The sequence below is a fragment of the Pseudomonas sp. Tul2A7 genome, assembly GCF_054790505.1.
In genome coordinates this window covers 5,962,019-5,981,097 of the sequence record NZ_CP186499.1, presented here as the reverse complement: position 1 = coordinate 5,981,097, position 19,079 = coordinate 5,962,019, and the positions used below count along the sequence as shown (strand labels likewise).

General features: G+C 59.6%; 17 protein-coding genes. 7 read left to right on the top strand and 10 right to left on the bottom strand.

Annotated features, from left to right (window positions below; translation table 11 throughout):
* Positions 1-91: 91 nt before the first annotated feature.
* On the bottom strand, positions 92-577 hold the full coding sequence (locus tag ACOYXJ_RS26580) for a flavin reductase family protein (protein ID WP_095120372.1): 486 nt from the start codon (positions 575-577) through the stop codon (positions 92-94).
* A 324-nt stretch (positions 578-901) separates the two neighbouring features.
* Here ACOYXJ_RS26580 and ACOYXJ_RS26575 point away from each other — a divergent pair, with 324 nt between their 5' ends.
* Both ACOYXJ_RS26575 and ACOYXJ_RS26570 read left to right on the top strand, forming a co-directional pair.
* A complete protein-coding gene (locus tag ACOYXJ_RS26575; RefSeq protein ID WP_460372477.1) occupies positions 902-2,308 on the top strand; it encodes a purine-cytosine permease family protein in 1,407 nt (468 codons plus the stop codon).
* Between the two features lie 249 nt (positions 2,309-2,557).
* Positions 2,558-3,658, top strand: a complete 1,101-nt coding sequence (locus tag ACOYXJ_RS26570) for a polyamine ABC transporter substrate-binding protein (protein ID WP_460372475.1) — start codon at positions 2,558-2,560, stop codon at positions 3,656-3,658.
* A gap of 115 nt (positions 3,659-3,773) precedes the next feature.
* Here the strand turns inward: ACOYXJ_RS26570 and ACOYXJ_RS26565 are convergent, their stop codons facing one another.
* Positions 3,774-4,748 carry a TerC family protein gene (locus ACOYXJ_RS26565; protein WP_258709679.1) on the bottom strand — a complete coding sequence of 325 codons (975 nt, stop codon included), beginning with the start codon at positions 4,746-4,748 and terminating at the stop codon, positions 3,774-3,776.
* A gap of 164 nt (positions 4,749-4,912) precedes the next feature.
* On the opposite strand from ACOYXJ_RS26565, the gene ACOYXJ_RS26560 reads away from it, so the two are divergent.
* On the top strand, positions 4,913-5,857 hold the full coding sequence (locus ACOYXJ_RS26560; RefSeq protein WP_460372472.1) for a Dyp-type peroxidase: 945 nt from the start codon (positions 4,913-4,915) through the stop codon (positions 5,855-5,857).
* On the opposite strand, the gene ACOYXJ_RS26555 is transcribed toward ACOYXJ_RS26560, so the two are convergent.
* Positions 5,858-6,646 (bottom strand): AraC family transcriptional regulator, encoded by a 789-nt coding sequence (locus tag ACOYXJ_RS26555; protein WP_064119905.1) that lies wholly within the window; start codon positions 6,644-6,646, stop codon positions 5,858-5,860. It abuts the gene before it with no gap.
* Between the two features lie 84 nt (positions 6,647-6,730).
* On the opposite strand from ACOYXJ_RS26555, the gene ACOYXJ_RS26550 reads away from it, so the two are divergent.
* A complete protein-coding gene (locus ACOYXJ_RS26550; RefSeq protein ID WP_150693596.1) occupies positions 6,731-7,729 on the top strand; it encodes a bile acid:sodium symporter family protein in 999 nt (332 codons plus the stop codon).
* 19 nt (positions 7,730-7,748) lie between these two features.
* On the opposite strand, the gene ACOYXJ_RS26545 is transcribed toward ACOYXJ_RS26550, so the two are convergent.
* The gene (locus tag ACOYXJ_RS26545) at positions 7,749-8,354 is read right to left on the bottom strand and encodes a response regulator transcription factor (protein WP_150795468.1); all 606 of its coding nucleotides are present in this window, start codon (positions 8,352-8,354) and stop codon (positions 7,749-7,751) included.
* Between the two features lie 114 nt (positions 8,355-8,468).
* Here ACOYXJ_RS26545 and ACOYXJ_RS26540 point away from each other — a divergent pair, with 114 nt between their 5' ends.
* A complete protein-coding gene (locus ACOYXJ_RS26540) occupies positions 8,469-10,091 on the top strand; it encodes an ATP-binding response regulator (protein ID WP_460372470.1) in 1,623 nt (540 codons plus the stop codon).
* Positions 10,092-10,190: 99 nt separating this feature from the next.
* Here the strand turns inward: ACOYXJ_RS26540 and yecR are convergent, their stop codons facing one another.
* The 4 genes from yecR to ACOYXJ_RS26520 all read right to left on the bottom strand — a co-directional run bounded on the left by yecR (position 10,191) and on the right by ACOYXJ_RS26520 (position 13,901).
* Positions 10,191-10,499: a YecR family lipoprotein gene (gene yecR / locus ACOYXJ_RS26535; RefSeq protein ID WP_007918065.1), complete on the bottom strand. Its 309-nt coding sequence runs from the start codon at positions 10,497-10,499 to the stop codon at positions 10,191-10,193.
* A 32-nt stretch (positions 10,500-10,531) separates the two neighbouring features.
* The gene (locus ACOYXJ_RS26530) at positions 10,532-10,846 is read right to left on the bottom strand and encodes a hypothetical protein (RefSeq protein ID WP_150795466.1); all 315 of its coding nucleotides are present in this window, start codon (positions 10,844-10,846) and stop codon (positions 10,532-10,534) included.
* A gap of 509 nt (positions 10,847-11,355) precedes the next feature.
* Positions 11,356-12,528, bottom strand: a complete 1,173-nt coding sequence (locus ACOYXJ_RS26525; RefSeq protein ID WP_460372468.1) for a cystathionine gamma-synthase — start codon at positions 12,526-12,528, stop codon at positions 11,356-11,358.
* Positions 12,525-13,901 carry a pyridoxal-phosphate dependent enzyme gene (locus ACOYXJ_RS26520; RefSeq protein WP_122600142.1) on the bottom strand — a complete coding sequence of 459 codons (1,377 nt, stop codon included), beginning with the start codon at positions 13,899-13,901 and terminating at the stop codon, positions 12,525-12,527. Before ACOYXJ_RS26520 ends, ACOYXJ_RS26525 begins: the two co-directional genes overlap by 4 nt.
* Positions 13,902-14,324: 423 nt before the next feature.
* On the opposite strand from ACOYXJ_RS26520, the gene metE reads away from it, so the two are divergent.
* Both metE and ACOYXJ_RS26510 read left to right on the top strand, forming a co-directional pair.
* Positions 14,325-16,613: a 5-methyltetrahydropteroyltriglutamate--homocysteine S-methyltransferase gene (gene metE, locus ACOYXJ_RS26515; protein ID WP_460372466.1), complete on the top strand. Its 2,289-nt coding sequence runs from the start codon at positions 14,325-14,327 to the stop codon at positions 16,611-16,613.
* A 207-nt stretch (positions 16,614-16,820) separates the two neighbouring features.
* Positions 16,821-17,372, top strand: coding sequence for a GNAT family N-acetyltransferase (locus ACOYXJ_RS26510; protein ID WP_460373051.1), 552 nt, complete (start codon positions 16,821-16,823; stop codon positions 17,370-17,372).
* Here the strand turns inward: ACOYXJ_RS26510 and ACOYXJ_RS26505 are convergent.
* Positions 17,311-18,075 (bottom strand): ABC transporter ATP-binding protein, encoded by a 765-nt coding sequence (locus tag ACOYXJ_RS26505; protein WP_460372464.1) that lies wholly within the window; start codon positions 18,073-18,075, stop codon positions 17,311-17,313. The two genes, ACOYXJ_RS26510 and ACOYXJ_RS26505, sit on opposite strands and share 62 nt — an antisense overlap.
* A complete protein-coding gene (locus ACOYXJ_RS26500) occupies positions 18,072-19,076 on the bottom strand; it encodes a FecCD family ABC transporter permease (RefSeq protein WP_191622713.1) in 1,005 nt (334 codons plus the stop codon). The genes ACOYXJ_RS26505 and ACOYXJ_RS26500 overlap by 4 nt, the downstream gene beginning before the upstream one ends.
* Positions 19,077-19,079 lie beyond the last annotated feature (3 nt).

Sequence of the window (19,079 nt, the reverse complement as noted above, 5' to 3'; positions counted from 1 at the left end):
CTGTGTCAGTCGCTTGCTGCGTCGCTTGTAACACTGCTTTCGCGAGCAGGCTCGCTCCCACATTTGATTTGCATAGGGCTGGAGGTTTTGATCAGGCCAGGACGGGCAGGGCGCCCATCTTGCCGTGGCAGTACACCAGCGGTCCGCTGTGCTGTTCGGGGACGATCAGGTTCTTCACCGCGCCGACCATGATGGCGTGGTCGCCGCCTTCGTATTCGCGCCACAGCTCACACTCGATGATAGCTGTCGCGTTGGCGAGGATCGGGTTACCCAGTTCGCTCAAGGTCCACTCGATGCCCTGCGCCTTGTCTTTGCCTTTGCGGGCGAAGGCGTAGGCTTCGCTTTGCTGGCCGCCGGACAGAACGTGGATGGCAAAGCGTTTGTTTTTGATCAGTACCGGGTAGGAGTCAGAGCTGTAGTTGGGGCAGAACAGCACCAGCGCCGGATCCATCGACAGCGAGCTGAATGCACTGGCAGTCAGGCCGACGATCTGACCGTCATCGTCCAGGGTGGTGATAACGGTTACGCCGGACGGGAACGAGCCCATGACTTGTTTGTAGATGGCGGCATCGATCATTGGTCGGTCCTCGGGTGTGGTGCTGCTGTTTTTATGTGTTTGTTGGTCTGATGGTATACCAGTATTCGATCTTTGCAAGGCCTTTTAAGCTGAACCGATAAACGTGCCGCGTTCGTCGGATACTCAGTATTTACGGGGCTTTCGGCTGGTCTGCAGGCCACGGTTTCAGCGAGGATGGCGTATCAGTTGGCGCCGCAAACTACGGATCAGTCTTGTGAATTGTTTGGAATACCATAATATGGTCTGCATCTGAGGGGCGACCAGAGAGTCCCCCCGGTTTGGCTTCATACAACGATAAGAACAGACAAACTCGAGTTCATGCATATGTCCCAGATGTCCCGGCAAGATCCGTTGATCGAGAACCATACGGTCGACTACGTCCCACTCGCGGAACGCCACGGGAAGGCCCGCGACCTATTCACCCTTTGGTTCAGCACCAACATTGCGCCACTGCCCATCGTCACCGGCGCCATGGTGGTTCAAGTGTTCCATCTCGATTTGCTCTGGGGGCTGCTGGCGATTGCGCTCGGGCACATGATCGGCGGTGTGGTGATCGCGCTGGCGTCGGCGCAAGGTCCGCGCATGGGTATTCCGCAAATGGTCCAGAGTCGCGGCCAGTTCGGGCGTTACGGCGCGCTGCTGATCGTGTTCTTCGCCGCGCTCATCTACATCGGTTTCTTTATTTCCAACATCGTGCTCGCCGGCAAATCCATCGTCGGCATCGCGCCGTCGGTGCCGGCGCCGTTGAGCATTCTGATCGGTGCACTCGCGGCCACGGCGATTGGCGTGATCGGCTACAACTTCATCCACACGCTGAACCGCATTGGCACCTGGGTGATGGGCAGCGCCTTGCTCGCCGGTTTCATCTATATCTTTGCCCATGACTTGCCGGCGGACTTTCTCACTCGCGGCAGTTTCAACCTGTCCGGCTGGCTGGCGACGGTGTCGCTGGGGATCATCTGGCAGATCAGCTTTTCGCCGTACGTGTCCGATTATTCGCGCTACTTGCCGGCCGACATCGGCATAGCCAAGCCATTCTGGGCGACTTATCTGGGCGCAACGCTGGGCACGATTCTGTCGTTCAGCTTTGGCGCCGTGGCGGTGCTGGCGACCCCGGAAGGCACCGAGGCGATGGTCGCGGTCAAGCAGTCGACCGGGTGGCTGGGGCCGATTCTGATGGTGCTGTTTCTGCTCAACATCATCAGCCACAACGCGCTGAATCTGTATGGTGCGGTGCTGTCGATAATCACCTCGATCCAGACCTTTGCCAGCCAATGGACGCCGAGCATCAAGGTACGCGTAGTGTTGTCGAGCGTGGTGCTCGCGGGTTGCTGCGTGGTCGCACTCGGTGCTTCGGCGGATTTCATTTCCGAGTTCATCGGTTTGATTCTGGCGTTGTTACTGGTGCTGGTGCCGTGGGCGTCGATCAACCTGATCGACTTCTACCTGATCAAGCGCGGCTGCTACGACATCACCTCGATCTTCCGTGCCGATGGCGGGGTTTACGGGCGCTTCAACCTGCACGCGATCATCGCTTACTTCATCGGCATCCTCGTGCAGTTGCCGTTTGCCAATACCTCGCTGTATGTCGGGCCTTACGCCAATCTGGTCGAGGGCGCGGATTTGTCCTGGCTGGTCGGCCTGGTGGTCACCGTGCCGTTGTATTACTGCCTGGCGACACGCGGCCAGACTGAGCAGAGCAGGGCGGCCAGGTTGGGTTATACCGACTGAGCTGATCCGCTTCACGACAATGCCCGGCCATTCGCCGGGCATTGTTGTTTACGCATCCCGGCGGTCAATCAAATTGGCCACATCGATCCCCTTTTGGCCCATCCCCCACTGTGATCCGTCTACGCTGTCAGCAAGAATCAAAACCATAACCAGACGCTGAACCTTTTTTACCCTTGGCTACCTTTACAGCCGCTGCCGTGTACAGAACATAAAAACCATCGAACTCACGCTGCCTTTTGGGGAACAACCATGGTCACGATGAAACGCATTCTGGGTGCCACTGTGTGTGGGCTGACGCTGTTGGCCAGCGCCGTCCAGGCTGAGCAACGCGAACTGCGCGTGTACAACTGGGCGGATTACATCCTGCCGTCCGTGCCCAAGGATTTCGCCGCAAAAAGCGGCATCAAAGTGACCTGGGACACCTTCGACACCAACGAATCCCTGGAAGCCAAACTGTTGACCGGCAACTCCGGTTACGACCTGGTGGTGCCGTCGAACCAGTTCCTCGAAACGCAGATCAAGGCTGGCGTGTTTCAGAAACTGGATAAATCGAAACTGCCGAACTGGAGCCACCAGGATCCGGAACTTTTGAAACTGCTGGGCAAGAACGATCCGGGCAACCAGTACGGCGTGCCCTACATGGTCGGCACCGTGCTGATCGGCTTCAACCCGGCCAAGGTCAAGGCGGCACTGGGCGACAACGCGCCGGTGGACAGCTGGGATCTGGTGTTCAAACCGGAGAACATGGAAAAACTCAAATCCTGTGGCGTGGCGATGCTTGATTCGCCGACGGAAATCCTGCCGCTGGCCCTGCATTATCTGGGCCTCGACCCGAACAGCCAGAACCCCGCCGACTATGAAAAAGCCAAAGAGCTGATGCTCAAGGTTCGTCCGTACGTGACGTATTTCAACTCGGCCAAGTACATGACCGACATCGCCAACGGTGACATCTGCGTGGCCATCGGTTACTCCGGCAGCTTCTACCAGTTCGGCAACCGCGCCAAAGAAGCCGGCAACGGTGTGGTGGTTGACTGGCGCTTGCCGAAGGAGGGCGCGCCGATCTGGTTCGACACCTTCGCCATTCCGAAGAGCGCGAAGAATGTCGCCGAGGCGCATGAGTTCCTTAACAACCTGCTCGATCCGAAAGTGATCGCACCGATCAGCGACTTCCTCGGTTACCCGAATGCGAACAAGGATTCGATACCGCTGATCAACAAGGAAATCACCGACAACCCGAACCTGACGCCGACCCCGGAAGCGCTGAAAAATCTCTACGTCGTGCAGCCATTACCGCAGAAACTTGAGCGCGTGCGTACACGGGTGTGGACCAACATCAAGTCCGATAAGTAACACCGATCCCCTGTAGGAGTGAGCCTGCTCGCGATAGCGGTCTGTCGGACAACGCGGTGTTGACTGGCAGACCGCTATCGCGAGCAGGCTCACTCCTACAGGGTCTTGTGGTGTGTCATTCCGTGCGGCGTTCGGCATCTCTGGTCATGACCAAGCTGAGCAGGACTGAGCCAAGGATCACCCCACCCACCACCGCCAACGACCACTCCACCGGCATGTGCAACCACGGCATCAACACCATCTTGCCGCCGATAAACACCAGCACAATCGCCAGTCCATACTTGAGCAAGTGAAAGCGGTCCGCCATGTCCGCCAGCAGGAAATACAACGCTCGCAAACCCATGATCGCGAAGATGTTCGAAGTGAACACAATGAACGGATCAGTCGTCACGGCGAAGATTGCCGGGATGCTGTCGACCGCGAACATCAAGTCACTGGCCTCGATCAACACCAGCACCAGAAACATCGGCGTGGCCCAGCGCACGCCGTTCTGCAGGACGAAAAACCGTTCGCCATGAAAGCTACTGGTGATGCGCATATGCCCGCGCACCCAGCGCAGCAGCGGATTCTTGTCCAGATCCGGCTGGTGGTCGGCAAACACCAGCATCTTGATCCCGGTGAAGATCAGGAACACGCCGAACGCATACAGCAGCCATTCGAACTGCGACACCAACCACACCCCGGCGAAGATCATCACCGCGCGCATCACGATCGCCCCGAGCACGCCGTACAACAACACTCGCCGCTGCAGCTCTGGCGGTACGGCGAAGTAGCTGAAGATCATCACGAAGACGAACATGTTGTCGATCGACAGCGATTGCTCGATCAAATAACCGGTGAGGAATTCGAGGGTTTTTTCCCGGGCGATCTCGGCGCCGAACGCACCGTGCAAATACCACCAGAGCAATGCCGCGAAACTCAGTGCCAGCAGGCACCAGGCGATGACCCAGGACAAGGCTTCGCGCACTGACACCCGATGCGCCTTGCGCCCACCGAAGACAAACAGGTCCAATGCCAGCATGGCAAGCACGAAGACGATGAAGGCGCCCCACATCCAAGGTTCGCCGATATTGATGTTTGTGGCTGGCATGTCACGCTCCCTGTCTATTCTTGGATTGGGGTCAGACGGGGCCATGCTAGCGACGACTTTGCGGTAAAGAAAAATCGTTTATTTCTGCGCAACAGTTCGATAAAAACGAACTATCCGCCCTCGTTGACAGCTCGGGCACTTTTTACGGAGCAATGTTTTCAGCGATGAATACCGACATTCTCGAACCTCAAGCGGTATGCAGTCCGATCACCAGCAGCGCGATTTTCATCGTCGCAACGCTGAATGCGGGGACTGAAGCCGCGCAAACCGTGAAAGACTGGTGCGGCGATGTCGCCGGGTTGGTGCGCTCGGTTGGCAAGCGCGTCCCGACAGGCAATCTGACCTGTATCTGCGGTTTTTCCTCGAACGCTTGGGATCGCCTGTTTGGCCATCCGCGCCCGGCGTCGCTGCACGGTTTTCGCGAGTTTGGCGGGGAAGGGCGTCACGCTCCGGCAACCCCGGGTGACCTTTTGCTGCACATTCGCGCCGATCAAATGGACCTGTGTTTTGAGCTGGCCACACAAATCATGGCGGCCCTCGGCGATGCGGTGACCGTGGTCGACGAGGTTCAGGGTTTCCGCTATTTCGACATGCGCAGCATCATCGGTTTTGTCGACGGCACGGAAAACCCGGTCGGGCGCAAGGCTGTCAACTTCACCATCGTCGGTGACGAAGACCCCGACTTCAGCGGCGGCAGTTACGTGCTGGTGCAGAAGTACCTGCACAACATGACAGCGTGGAACGGTTTGAGCGTTGAAGCTCAGGAGCGCGTGATCGGTCGCACGAAACTCTCCGACATCGAACTGGATGACGCGGTCAAACCGAGCAACTCGCACAGCGCGCTGACCACCATCACCAACGCTGACGGCGAGGAAGTGAAGATCCTGCGTGACAACATGCCGTTCGGCCGACCGGGAGCAGGGGAGTTCGGCACCTTCTTCATCGGCTACGCGCGCTCGCCGGAGCCGATGGAGCAAATGCTGGAAAACATGTTTGTCGGCAAACCACCGGGCAACTATGACAAGTTGCTGGATTTCAGCACGGCCGTGACTGGCAGCCTGTATTTCGTGCCGTCAGCGGACTTGCTGGAAGAACTGGCGGATCGCTGATCAGCGAAAAAACTCACCGGGCGTTTCCCCGAACTGCTGACGAAACGCCGCGATAAACGCCGAGGTCGAGTCGTAACCGCAGGCCAGCGCGACGTCGGTGACGCGTTCGCCTTTCTCCAGCGGTGTCAGCGCGCCGAGCAAACGCAAGCGCTGACGCCAAGCACGGAAGGTCAGGCCGGTGTCGCGCAGAAACAGACGCGTGAGGGTTTTTTCGGTGACGCCGAACTTCTCACTCCAGTGGCTCAGTGTGGTCTGCTGTTCCGGGTGTTGTTCAAGGCTCTGGTAGATCTGCTTCAAGCGGGCGTCTTGCGGCAACGGCAACATCAGGTCGATCTGCGGCGCTTCGGCCAGTTGATCGAGGATCACTTGGGCGAGGCGTCCATGCGGGCCGCTCTGGTCGTATTCCACCGGGACCTGACTGAAGGCGCGGATCAGCTCTCTGAGCAGATCGCTGACGCCGAGCACATGACAGCGCTCGAGCGCCCACTCGGCGACGCTGCAATCAATGTAGAGGCTGCGCATTTCCGTGTGCGGCGAGCTGAATACCCGATGCGGCACACCGGCCGGGATCCACACGGCGCGCTCCGGCGGGGCGACAAAGCGGCCGGCGCTGGTCTGGATTTCCAGCACACCTTGAATCGCGTAGGACAACTGCACCCAAGGGTGGCTGTGGCGTCGGGTCAGGGCGCGATTGGGCAGCGATTCGGTGCGTCCGTAGAGTGGGCGCGGCAGGCTGGGCAGCCCGGGAATGCTGCGACGGACGCTCTTGTCATGTCCTTTAGGCGGCATCTTGTGGCCCTTCGGCGTTAGTCGGTAATTGGCAGTCACGTTAGAGTCGTCGGCACGCACTGGCAACCCCCGGATGAACCGACCATGACTCGCCCACGCTTTTTGCCCGACAACTTCACCCTGACGCTGATCGGCGTCGTGCTGCTGGCCAGTTTTCTACCAGCCAGCGGCCAGGTCGCCGTCGGCTTCGGCTGGCTGACCAACATCGCCATCGCCCTGCTGTTTTTCCTGCATGGCGCCAAGCTGTCCCGCGAATCGATCATTGCCGGTGCCGGCCACTGGCGCCTGCATCTGCTGGTGTTCGGCCTGACGTTTGTCCTTTTCCCGTTACTGGGCCTGGCGCTCAAACCACTGCTGTCACCGCTGATCGGCGACAAGCTGTACATGGGCATGCTTTATCTGTGCGCCTTGCCGGCCACGGTGCAGTCGGCGATCGCATTCACCTCGCTGGCGCGGGGCAATATTCCGGCGGCGATCTGCAGCGCGGCGGCATCGAGCCTGTTCGGGATTTTCCTCACGCCGCTGTTGGTCACGTTGCTGCTCGACGTCCACGGTGATGGCGGTTCGACGCTGGATGCGATCCTGAAAATCAGCGTGCAATTGCTGCTGCCATTCATTGCCGGGCAGATCGCCCGGCGCTGGATCGGCGCGTGGGTCGGGCGCAACAAGAACTGGCTGAAGTTCGTTGATCAAGGGTCGATTCTGTTGGTGGTTTACGGCGCGTTCAGCGAGGCGGTCAACGAAGGTATCTGGCATCAGATTCCGCTGTTCGAATTGCTCGGGCTGGTGGTGGTCTGCTGCATCCTGCTGGCGCTGGTGCTGCTGGCATCGACGCTGCTCGGCAAGGCCTTCGGCTTCAGTCAGGAAGACCGCATCACCATCCTGTTCTGCGGCTCGAAAAAGAGCCTGGCCACCGGCGTGCCGATGGCGCAGGTGTTGTTTGCCGGCAGCACGATTGGCGTGTTGATTCTGCCGCTGATGCTGTTCCATCAGATTCAATTGATGGTCTGCGCGGTGCTCGCTCAGCGCTATGCGAAACGGCCGGAATCGGTGCCGGAGCTGATGGCGCAAGTCGATCCATAACACGGCCCACCGGCAGCTCTTACAGAGTCCCCGTGTATTTCACGGCGGCAGCCGCCCGAGAGGGTACGTTGAGCGTGCGCAACAGCGATGACACATGAATACGCACCGTGAACGGGGATATATCCAGTTCGCGGGCAATTTCCTTGTTGGTCTTGCCTTGGGCGATCAAGCGCAGCACGTCCTGCTGACGAGGTGTGAGGTCAGCGCCGGTTTCCAGAGGCAGCAGGCCCGACGGCGCGAACTTCACCAGCACTTCACCTTCGCGAATCGCCAGAATCGCCTGACCGATTTCATCGGGGGCGATGTTTTTGCCGATAAAGCCGTCGATACCGGCGGCCATCACTTCATTGATCAATGCTGGGTCATCGACCATCGACACCACGATCAATGTCGTGCGCGGCAAGCGGCGACGCAGCTCGGCGAGCTGGCTGACGCAGGTCAGGCCGGGGAATCTGAGATCGAGAATCAGCGTGTCCGGCTCGTCACCCAAAGGCAAAAGGGCCAGTACGGCGTCGAGGTCACCGGCTTCCTCAAGGACGGCGTCAGGCAGCAAACGCTCAACCGTGCGCAGCATCGCTTCGCGAAACAGTGGGTGATCGTCGGCTATGATAATTCGGCATGTCATGGCATGACCCTCCCTGGGTCAGGCGTTGCTCAAGGTCTGCACATTAGCACCGAGAGCAAGGGTTGCCTGTAGGCTGCTTCTGAATCTGACGATTGCCGCACAAGGATGTTTCCCGTGAAGTTCGAGAAAAACACCGAACTCGACCAGGCCAATCTGCGCATTATCATCGCCGCTATTGCCGTGGTTTACATACTCGTCCTCGGTTTTTTGCCGGGGCAGCGCTTCGATACGTATTTGCCGGTGGTCACGTATATCTGCCTGTTTTTACTGGCCTCGATAGTGCTGCGCCAAGCGATTGTGCGCTGGCCCGGGCATTACCCGGCGCGGCGGATCTTCGCCATGATCCACGATTACACCGGCACCTGCTTTGGCCTGGTGGTCGGTGGTGAGGCGGCATTGCCGCTGTACGCGGTGATTATCTGGGTCAACCTCGGCAACGGTATGCGCTATGGCTCGCGCTATCTGGCGATCGCCACGGCGCTGGCGTTGCTGTCGTTGCTGTGTGTCTATCGGCTGACACCGGTGTGGCAGGCTCAGCCGTTCATGGTGTTGATGCTGATGATTACCAGCACGGTGATCCCGTTTTACGCGCATTTGTTGCTGGAGCGTACGCGCAAGGCCTCCCAAGAAGCGGTGGCGGCGAATCTGGAAAAGTCGCGGTTTCTCGCCCAGGCCAGTCATGATCTGCGCCAGCCGATCCATTCGATTGGTCTGTTTACTGCGTGCCTGCGTGAATCGCGATTGGGCGATGAGGAGCGACGTCTGGTCGACAACATCGACCGTTCGTTGCTCAACGTCTCGCAGTTGTTCCGCTCGATTCTCGATCTGTACACCCTCGACAACGGCCGGGTTCTGCCCAAACTGCAAACTTTCAATTTAGGTGAATGGCTCGCGGATCTGATTCGTCAGAACGCCGAGGCGGCACGTTGGGCCGGCGTGGAGCTGCGGTTTCGCCCCTGCGAATACTGGGTGTGCAGCGATCCGGCGTTGCTGGCGACCATGGTGCAGAACGTGCTTTCCAACTGCTTCAAATACGGTGCGCATCGGCCGGTTTTGATCGGCGTGCGTCGGCGCGGGGCAGGGCTGGCCATTGTGATTTATGACCAAGGCAACGGAATTGCCGAAGAGCATCTGGCCAAGGTGTTCGAAGAGTTTTATCGGGTGCGGCAAGTGCGTGACAAAGACGTCGAAGGCGTGGGGTTGGGGCTGTCGATCGTCAAGCGCCTGGGGGAGTTGATTGGTGTGGGCGTTACTCTGCGCTCGCGGCTCGGGCGGGGAACAGCGGTGACTTTGTACGGCTTGCCGATCACCGCGTCGCCGCAGGTAACGGTCAATCGGGATGAAGCACGTCAGGTCGGTTTACTGACCGGGTTGAAGGTGTGTCTGGTGGAGGATGATCGCAACGTATTGCTCGCGACTTCGGCGCTATTGGAGCGTTGGGGCTGTGTGGTTCAAGCTGAACTGAGCGGGCGGGATTTGATGACCGACTGCGACATCATCGTCGCCGATTATGACCTCGGCACCCACGCCACTGGCATCGAATGCATCGACGATGTGCGTAAACAACGGGGCTGGGCAGTGCCGGCAATGATCATCACCGGACACGACGTCGAAAAAATCCAGGCCGCGCTACATGACCGCCAGATTGCCATTCTGTCCAAACCGGTGCGTCCGGCCGAACTGCGCGCAACTTTGCGAGCCTTGCGCGATCACCAACCGCGAACCCAACCACTGTAGGAACTGCGGCACGCTGCGATCTTTTGATCTTGATTTTCAGGATCAGGATCAAAAGATCGCAGCCTCGTTGCACTCGACAGCTCCTACAGCGTCAAGCGTCTAGCGCTTGCACAGGTAATCCTGGGTGATGGTGGTCTGCAGGCAGTTGTACTGGCCCATGGTGCGGCAGATGTTTTTCTCGGAGCCGGTGACCTCGGCGTTTTTGTAGCCCCAGGTCTTGCAGCGTTGGGCGGCGACGGTCAGGCCTTGTTCGGCGCTGGTCTGGCCGCTTTCGAACTGGCCCAGTTCATAGGAGACCTGGACGACGCCATCGTTTTTGCTGCCGCCAGTGGCTTCCCATTGTTTCGGCGTGGCGCAGCCAGTCAGGAACAGGGCGCTAAGGGTGAGTGTTGCGATCAGGGTTTTCATGGGCAAACGGTATCCTTTACCGGGCGGGGAAGTTATTGCATAGGAATCGGCGAGGCGCCTTTCGGCAGGCATGACAGCGGCGGCGTCATGATGCCCATGCTAGCCACGGCGATGATTGCGCCACTGGGCAACTCGCAGTTGTATTCGCCGGCCGGGGTGTAGGCGGTGTAGTAGGTGAGGGTGCTGTCGCTGCGGATGTTGTCGATTTTCGACACCGGTTTACCGATCACCGTTTGCGCGCGTTCTTTCATGCTCGCTTCAGTGGGTTTGGCGGTCTGGCAGCCGGCAACGCCGAGTAGCATGGCGCCGACCACGGCGATCTTGCAGAGGTTTGTATGGAGTTTCATGGTGGTTCTTCCTTGGTGTTGTTCTGATTTCCAGGCACAACGATCCCGCACGCTGCGAGCAGGCAACGTTGAGGAACATCGGGGGTTGCTGGGGAATATAACGCCAGCTGGCAGGGCGGTCGATTAGCACAAATGTGCTAGTGCAGTGGGGGATCGACGGCCGTTAGGCGCTTCTCTTCCTGCCCGATTCGGGCAAAGCTCGAATCAGTCTAAAAACACTGAGTCATGCTGACGAGCCTTTGCTAGGCTCAAAGATGTAGGCGAAGACGCAGACTGATGCGCAATCGGATAGCAAGGGGGCGTGGGGCGCGCTCCGAAAGGTACACGGTTAGAAAGATCTCCGCGCTGAGATCCAGCCCTTATGCCGTGTGAAGCAGTCGAGGCCGTACCCTTTCAATTTGGCCCGGTACTGTGGGAAGCCCGATAAACCTTGTAAGCCAGAGACCAGCACTGGCCGCCTACTCGAACACCAAAGCCCGCTTCGTGCGGGCTTTGTCGTTCCTGCAAGGTCAGATCGCTTGCAGCGCCTGCGCCAGGTCAGCGCGCAGGTCTTCGACGTCTTCAACGCCCACCGACAGCCGCACTAGACCATCGCCGATGCCCAGTTTCGCTCGGGTATCAGGCGGAATCGTCGCGTGGGTCATGATCGCCGGGTGCTCGATCAGGCTTTCCACGCCGCCGAGACTTTCCGCCAATGCGAAGATCTTCACGTTTTCAAGAAAACGCCGCGCACCGTCCAGATCACTGTTCAGGTCCACGGAAATCATCCCGCCGAAACCGCGCATCTGGCGCTTGGCCAATTCATGCTGCGGATGCGAGGCCAGCCCCGGGTAGTAGACGCGTTTGACCTGCGGCTGCTGTTCGAGCCACTGCGCCAGATCCAGTGCATTGCTGCAATGACGTTCCATGCGCAGCGCCAAAGTCTTCACCCCGCGCAGGGTCAGAAACGCATCGAACGGCCCGGCAATCGCGCCGACCGCGTTCTGCAGGAAGCCCAGTTTCTCGGCCAGTGCTTCGTTTTGGCCGACCACGGCAATACCGCCGATCACGTCGGAGTGACCGTTGAGATATTTGGTGGTCGAGTGCAACACGATGTCGAAACCCAACTCCAGCGGACGCTGGATGTACGGGCTGGCGAAGGTGTTGTCGGCCACGCAGATGATCCCGCGAGCCCGGCAGATACGGGCGATGGCGGCCAGATCCGACAGGCTCAGCAGTGGATTGGTCGGCGTCTCGACCATGACCATGCGCGTGTCGTCCTGCAACGACGCTTCGAACGCCGACAGATCGGCCAGATCAACGAAGCTGAAGCGGTGCCCGGCACTGCGCTGACGCACCTTGTCGAACAAGCGGAAAGTGCCGCCGTACAAGTCGTTGCCAGAGACAATGTGCGAGCCGGCATCGAGCAATTCCAGCACTGTGGAAATCGCCGCCAGCCCGGAAGCGAACGCAAATGCACGGGTGCCACCCTCAAGATCCGCCACGCAGCGTTCCAAGGCAAAACGCGTCGGGTTGTGCGAGCGCCCGTAGTCGAAACCCTTGTGCACACCGGGGCTGTCTTGCAGGTACGTGGAGTTGGCGTAAATCGGCGGCATCAGCGCGCCGGTGGTCGGGTCAGGCGTCTGCCCGGCGTGGATCACCCGGGTCGCGAAGCCTTGGGATTTATCGTCGTGCTGACTCATGCAAGGGATCTCCGTAATTGGTTGAGCATGTCGGTGCGGGTGATCAGGCCATGGAAACCCGATGCATCGGCAATGATGGCGACGAGACCACGGCTGAGCACCGCTTCCAGCTCGGAAAGGCTGGCACCGGGGGCAAGGGTTTGCAGCTTGTCGGTCATCACGCTGGACACCGATTGGCTGAAGCGCGCGGCGTCTTCGTGCACCGGCAGCAGGATGTCGGATTCGTCGATCACGCCGACCAGTTGCTTGCCTTCCACCAGCACCGGCAACTGCGAAACATCCGCCAGGCGCATGCGCTGGAACGCAGTCAGCAGGGTGTCGCCGGGGCCGACACTGATCACGCGGCCATCCTCGAAGCGCCGGGCGATCAGATCACGCAGGTCACCGTAACCCTTGCGCTGCAACAGGCCTTGATCGGTCATCCACTGGTCGTTGTAGACCTTCGACAGATAGCGCGTACCGGTGTCGCAGACAAAACTCACCACGCGTTTCGGCTCGGTCTGTTCACGGCAATAACGCAGCGCCGCGGCGAGCAGGGTGCCGGTCGACGAGCCGCCGAGAATACCCTCGGCTTTGAGCAACTGGCGGGCGTGATCGAAGCTTTCTTCATCGCTGATCGAGTAGGCGTGACGCACGCTGGAGAGGTCGGTGATCGATGGAATAAAGTCCTCACCGATGCCTTCCACCGCCCATGAACCGGGCGTCGGCATCGTACCGTCGCGGCTGTATTGCGCCATCACCGAGCCGACCGGATCGGCCAAAACCATTTCCAGATCCGGTTGCACGCGTTTGAAGAAGCGGCTCAGGCCCGTCAGCGTACCGGCCGAGCCGACACCGACGACGATGGCGTCCAGGTCATGTTCGGTCTGCGCCCAGATTTCCGGCGCGGTGCTGCATTCATGGGCCAGCGGGTTGGCCGGGTTGTTGAATTGATCGGCGAAGAATGCGCCGGGAATGTCCTTCGCCAAACGGGCGGCGACGTCCTGGTAATACTCGGGATGGCCCTTGCCGACATCGGAGCGGGTGATGTGCACTTCGGCACCCATGGCCTTCAAGTGCAGGACTTTCTCGGTGGACATTTTGTCCGGCACCACCAGCACCACGCGATAGCCTTTGGCGCGGCCAACCAATGCCAGGCCCAGACCGGTGTTACCGGCGGTGGCTTCGACGATGGTGCCACCGGGTTGCAGGCGACCATCACGTTCAGCCGCATCGATCATCGCCAGACCGATGCGGTCCTTGATCGAACCACCGGGGTTCTGCGATTCGAGTTTGAGAAACAGCGTGCAAGGCCCAGTGTCGAAGCGGGTGACTTGCACCAGCGGAGTGTTGCCTATCAGCCCAAGTACGGCAGGGCGTGATTCCTTTGACATTTCTTCACCTCTTAATGGTGTTGATCGCGTTCCAATCGCGGGGAAAAGACTCGCGTGCAACATAGGCTCAGACATCGGCTGTCGCAACCTTTAGTCGGTCGCAAATACAGCCATTTCGATCTAACGATAGATCGAAATCACAGACCTGTTGGGGTGCTTTCGGGTGCGTTTATACGGAGGCGTCATCGAGTTTTCAAAGGGCGTCTACATGGCGACGAACAGCTTGAATTACCGAGAAATTTGCTGCCGCGAAAACCGCTCAGCCTTCTCGCGCGCTCTCAGCTCTGAAGTGTTTACAGGTGACAGGCTGTGATCATTTGATCATGAGGGAAACTTGTGTTGATCAAGATTAAATTGAGTTTGTCTCATTAGTGATCGATGCCGACAATGGCCGCCATCAACAGGACATTGGAGTTGTTTGTTATGGCACTGGCCCATTCCCTTGGATTTCCGCGCATCGGTCGCGACCGCGAACTGAAGAAAGCGCAAGAGGCGTTCTGGAAAGGAGAACTGAACGAGGCAGGCCTGCGTGACGTCGGTCGCGAGCTGCGCAAGGCCCATTGGGACTTGCAGAAAAACGCCGGCATCGAACTGCTGCCGGTCGGCGATTTCGCCTGGTACGACCAGGTTCTGACCCACTCGCTGATGTTCGGTGTGATCCCGGAACGCTTCCGTCCACACGACGGCAAAGCCACTCTGCAGACCCTGTTCGCCATGGCCCGTGGCGTCAGCGACAGTTGTTGCGGCGGTGCGCACGCCCAAGAGATGACCAAGTGGTTCGACACCAACTACCACTACCTCGTCCCGGAATTCAGTGCGGATCAACAGTTCCAGCTGGGTTGGGAGCAGTTGTTCGAAGAAGTCGAAGAAGCGCGCGCACTGGGCCATAACGTCAAACCGGTGATCATCGGCCCGCTGACGTATCTGTGGCTGGGCAAGGCCAAAGGTGCCGAGTTCGACAAGCTGGAATTGCTTGATCGTTTGCTGCCGCTGTACGGCCAGATCTTCGCGCGTCTCGCTGCTCAAGGCGTCGAGTGGGTGCAGATCGACGAACCGATTCTGGTGCTCGACCTGCCGCAGGAATGGAAGAACGCTTTCGAGCGTGCCTATAACCAGATCCAGCGTGATCCGTTGAAGAAACTGTTGGCTACTTACTTCGGTGGCCTGGAAGAAAACCTCGGTCTGGCGGCGAACCTGCCGGTCGACGGTTTGCACATCGATCTGGTGCGCGCACCGGAACAGTACCCGACCATTCTCGATCGTCTGCCGGCCTACAAAGTGTTGTCCCTGGGCGTGGTCAATGGGCGTAACGTCTGGCGCTGCGATCTGGAAAACGCGCTGGCGACGTTGCAGCATGCCCATGAGCGTCTGGGTGAGCGCCTGTGGGTCGCGCCGTCCTGCTCGTTGCTGCACAGCCCGGTGGATCTGGCTCGTGAAGACAAACTGGATGCCGAGTTGAAAAGCTGGCTGGCTTTCGCTGTGCAGAAGTGCAAAGAAGTCGCGGTGCTGGCGCAAGCGGTCAATGAACCTGAAGCGCCGAAAGTGCTGCGCGCGCTGACCGAAAGCCGTTCGGTGCAGGCTGCCCGCGCGGCGTCGCCGCGCATTCACAAACCGGCCGTTCAGGCCCGTGTCGCCGCGATTACGGCCAAGGACAGCCAGCGTCAATCGCTGTTCGCCCAGCGTATTGCCAAGCAACGCGCCGGACTCGATCTGCCGCTGTTCCCGACCACGACAATCGGTTCGTTTCCGCAAACCGCGTCGATCCGTCTCGCTCGCCAGTCGTTCAAACAAGGCAAGCTGACCGAAGCCGAGTACACCGAAGCCATGCACAGCGAAATCCGCCACGCGGTGGAAATCCAGGAGCGTCTGGGCCTCGATGTGCTGGTGCACGGTGAAGCTGAGCGCAACGACATGGTCGAGTACTTCGCCGAGCAACTCGATGGCTACGTGTTCAGCCGTTTTGGCTGGGTGCAAAGCTACGGTTCGCGCTGCGTGAAACCGGCGGTGATCTTCGGCGACCTCAGCCGTCCGAAAGCCATGACCGTCGAGTGGATTCGCTACGCCCAAGGGCTGACCGATAAGGTCATGAAAGGCATGCTGACCGGCCCGGTGACCATGCTGATGTGGTCGTTCCCCCGTGAGGACGTGAGCCGTGAAGTGCAGGCGCGGCAACTGGCGCTGGCGATTCGCGACGAAGTGGTGGATCTGGAAGCCGCTGGCATCAAGATCGTGCAGATCGACGAAGCCGCGTTCCGTGAAGGTCTGCCGTTGCGCCAGGCGCAGTGGCAGCATTATCTGGACTGGGCGACGGAAGTATTCCGCTTGTGCGCCTCGGGTGTGAGCGACGAAACGCAGATCCACACGCACATGTGCTACAGCGAGTTCAATGATGTGATCGAGTCCATCGCGGCGATGGATGCCGACGTGATCACCATCGAAACCTCGCGTTCGGACATGGAGCTGCTGGATGCCTTCGAAGCCTTCGCCTATCCGAACGAAATTGGCCCGGGCGTCTACGACATCCACTCGCCACGCATCCCGGATGCTTCGGAAATGGCGAATCTGCTGCGCAAGGCGGCCAAGCGGATTCCGGCCGAGCGGCTGTGGGTCAACCCGGACTGCGGCTTGAAAACCCGTGGCTGGCCGGAGACCGAAGCGGCGCTGGTGCATATGGTCACCGCCGCACGGCAGCTGCGCAAAGAATTGGCGTAACGCTCTGGCTGCATGAAACACAAAACCTGTGGGAGCGAGCCTGCTCGCGAAAGCGTCTTGTCAGTCAACATCAATGTTGGATGATCTGCCGCCTTCGCGAGCAGGCTCGCTCCCACAGGGTTTTGCGTAAGTCAGGCGATTTTGGATGGCCTCGAGTGACCCGCAATTGTTAATGTGTCCAGCCGCATCCCAGGTGTTTGCCGCTACATGAGTGATCAACCCGTTATCCAGGCAGTGTCTGACGCAGACATTCCTGAAGTTCTCGATTTTGTCTTAAAGGCCCGTGCCGAGCTTTTCCCCAAGCTCAGCGCGACCGGTATGCCTGATGATCTGGCGCGGTTCACCGAGGTTTATTTGCGTGGGGCAGGGCGCTTTCTGATTGCTCGCCACGAAGGGCAGATTGTTGCCTCCATCGGCTATCTCCCTTACGACGGGCGCTTCCCGAACTTGCCCTATCCGAACCTTAAAGTGGTGGAAATCGTCCGTCTGTTTGTCCTGCCATCGCAGCGGCGTTCCGGGTTGGCCGGTGCGATTTATCGATCACTCAAAGACCTGGCACTCGCCGACGGAGTAGAGGTGATCTACCTGCACACCCATCCGTTTCTGCCGGGGGCCATCGAGTTCTGGCAGCGGCAGGGTTTCGAGATCATCGATGTCGACGCTGACCCGGTATGGCAGACAACACACATGCACAACGTCATGAGTGAAATCGAAGAATCTGCGCCCCATCAAACGGGTCCGTCAGGTAATGCGCCCTGACCCCGAAAGTGTCCTGTAACCGCTGCGGTGTCAGCACCTCCAGCGGCGCGCCCAACGCCACCAATCGCCCGCGCTCCAGCACCGCCAGACGATCGCATTTCAACGCCTGATTAAGATCATGCAGCGCGATCAGCGTGGTTACCGTCAGCGCCTGCACCACATTGAGAATGGTCAGTTGATGCTGAATATCGAGGTGGTTGGCCGGCTCGTCGAGCAACAGAATCTGCGGTCGCTGCGCCAAGGCCCGAGCGATGTGAACCCGCTGTTGCTCACCACCCGACAGGCTGCGCCACAGGCGTGTACGCAGGTGCATCGCATCAACGTCGGTGAGCGCCTGCTGGACAATGGCGTCGTCCGCTGCCGACCACGGTTGCAGCGCCGACAGCCAAGGTGTGCGCCCCAGCGCCACAGCGTCGAACACGCGAATGCCGTCATCGGTGTCGGCCTGTTGTTCAACGACCGCGAGTTTTTGCGCAATGCTGCGCCGGGCCATTTTGCTCAAGCGCTGACCTTCAAGCAGGACCTCGCCAGCGCTCGGTTCACGCAGCCCGGCCAGCAACTTCAACAGGGTGGATTTACCCGAGCCATTCGGCCCGACGATGCCCAGTGTCTCGCCGCGCTGAACCTCAAGGCTGACACCATTGAGCAACTCGGCGCCGCGCACCTTGAACGTCAACCTGGAACAACTCAGAACACTGTTCATCGTGCGGACCTGCGGCCAACCAGAATCAAGGCAAACACCGGCGCACCGACCAGCGCGGTAATCACCCCGACCGGAATCACCTGACCCTTGATCAGCGTGCGCGACAGCACGTCAGCAGCAATCAAAAACACCGCGCCGCCCAACGCACTGGCCGGCAGCAGTCGTGCATGCCCGGTGCCAAGCAACAGGCGCGCAGCGTGGGGAATCACCAGGCCGACAAAACCGATCGAACCGACAATCGACACCATCACCGCCGTCACCAGCGCCGCGCAGCCAATCAATAGAATCTGCACACGTCGCACCGGAATGCCGAGGGATGCCGCCGAATCCGCGCCAAAGGTAAACGCATCCAACGCCCGCCGATGCCACAGGCACACGACCAACCCCAACACGGCCACCGGCACCGCCAGCCACACCGACGGCCAGCGCACGCCACCGAGATTGCCCAACAGCCAGAACATGATCCCGCGTGCCTGCTCGGAGCTGGCCGAACGGGTAATCAGAAACGCCGTCAGCGCATTGAATAACTGCGAACCGGCGATCCCCGCAAGAATGATCTGCCCGGTGCCGCTGGCCGAACCGCTGACCCGCGCCAGTACAATCACCAGCACGAACGCCGTGACTGCGCCGGCGAAAGCTCCGACTGACAGCGAGATGAGCCCGGCGCCAACACCGAGCAACGCCACCATCACCGCACCGGTCGAAGCCCCGGCAGAAATCCCCAGCAGATACGGATCGGCCAAAGGGTTACGCAGCAGCGACTGCAAAATCACTCCGCACGTGGCCAACCCGGCACCGCACGCCGCCGCGACCAGTGCGCGGGTCAGGCGATAGTTCCAGACGATGCCTTCATCGATAGGGTCGAGCACATGCCCGGCGCCCCACAGCTTGTTGGCCAGCACTTGCACCACCACGCCCGGTTCAATCGAGGTTTCACCAATGGCCACGCCGGCAATCACTGCAATCAACAGTGTCGCCAGGGCCAGCAACGTACGGATCAGGCT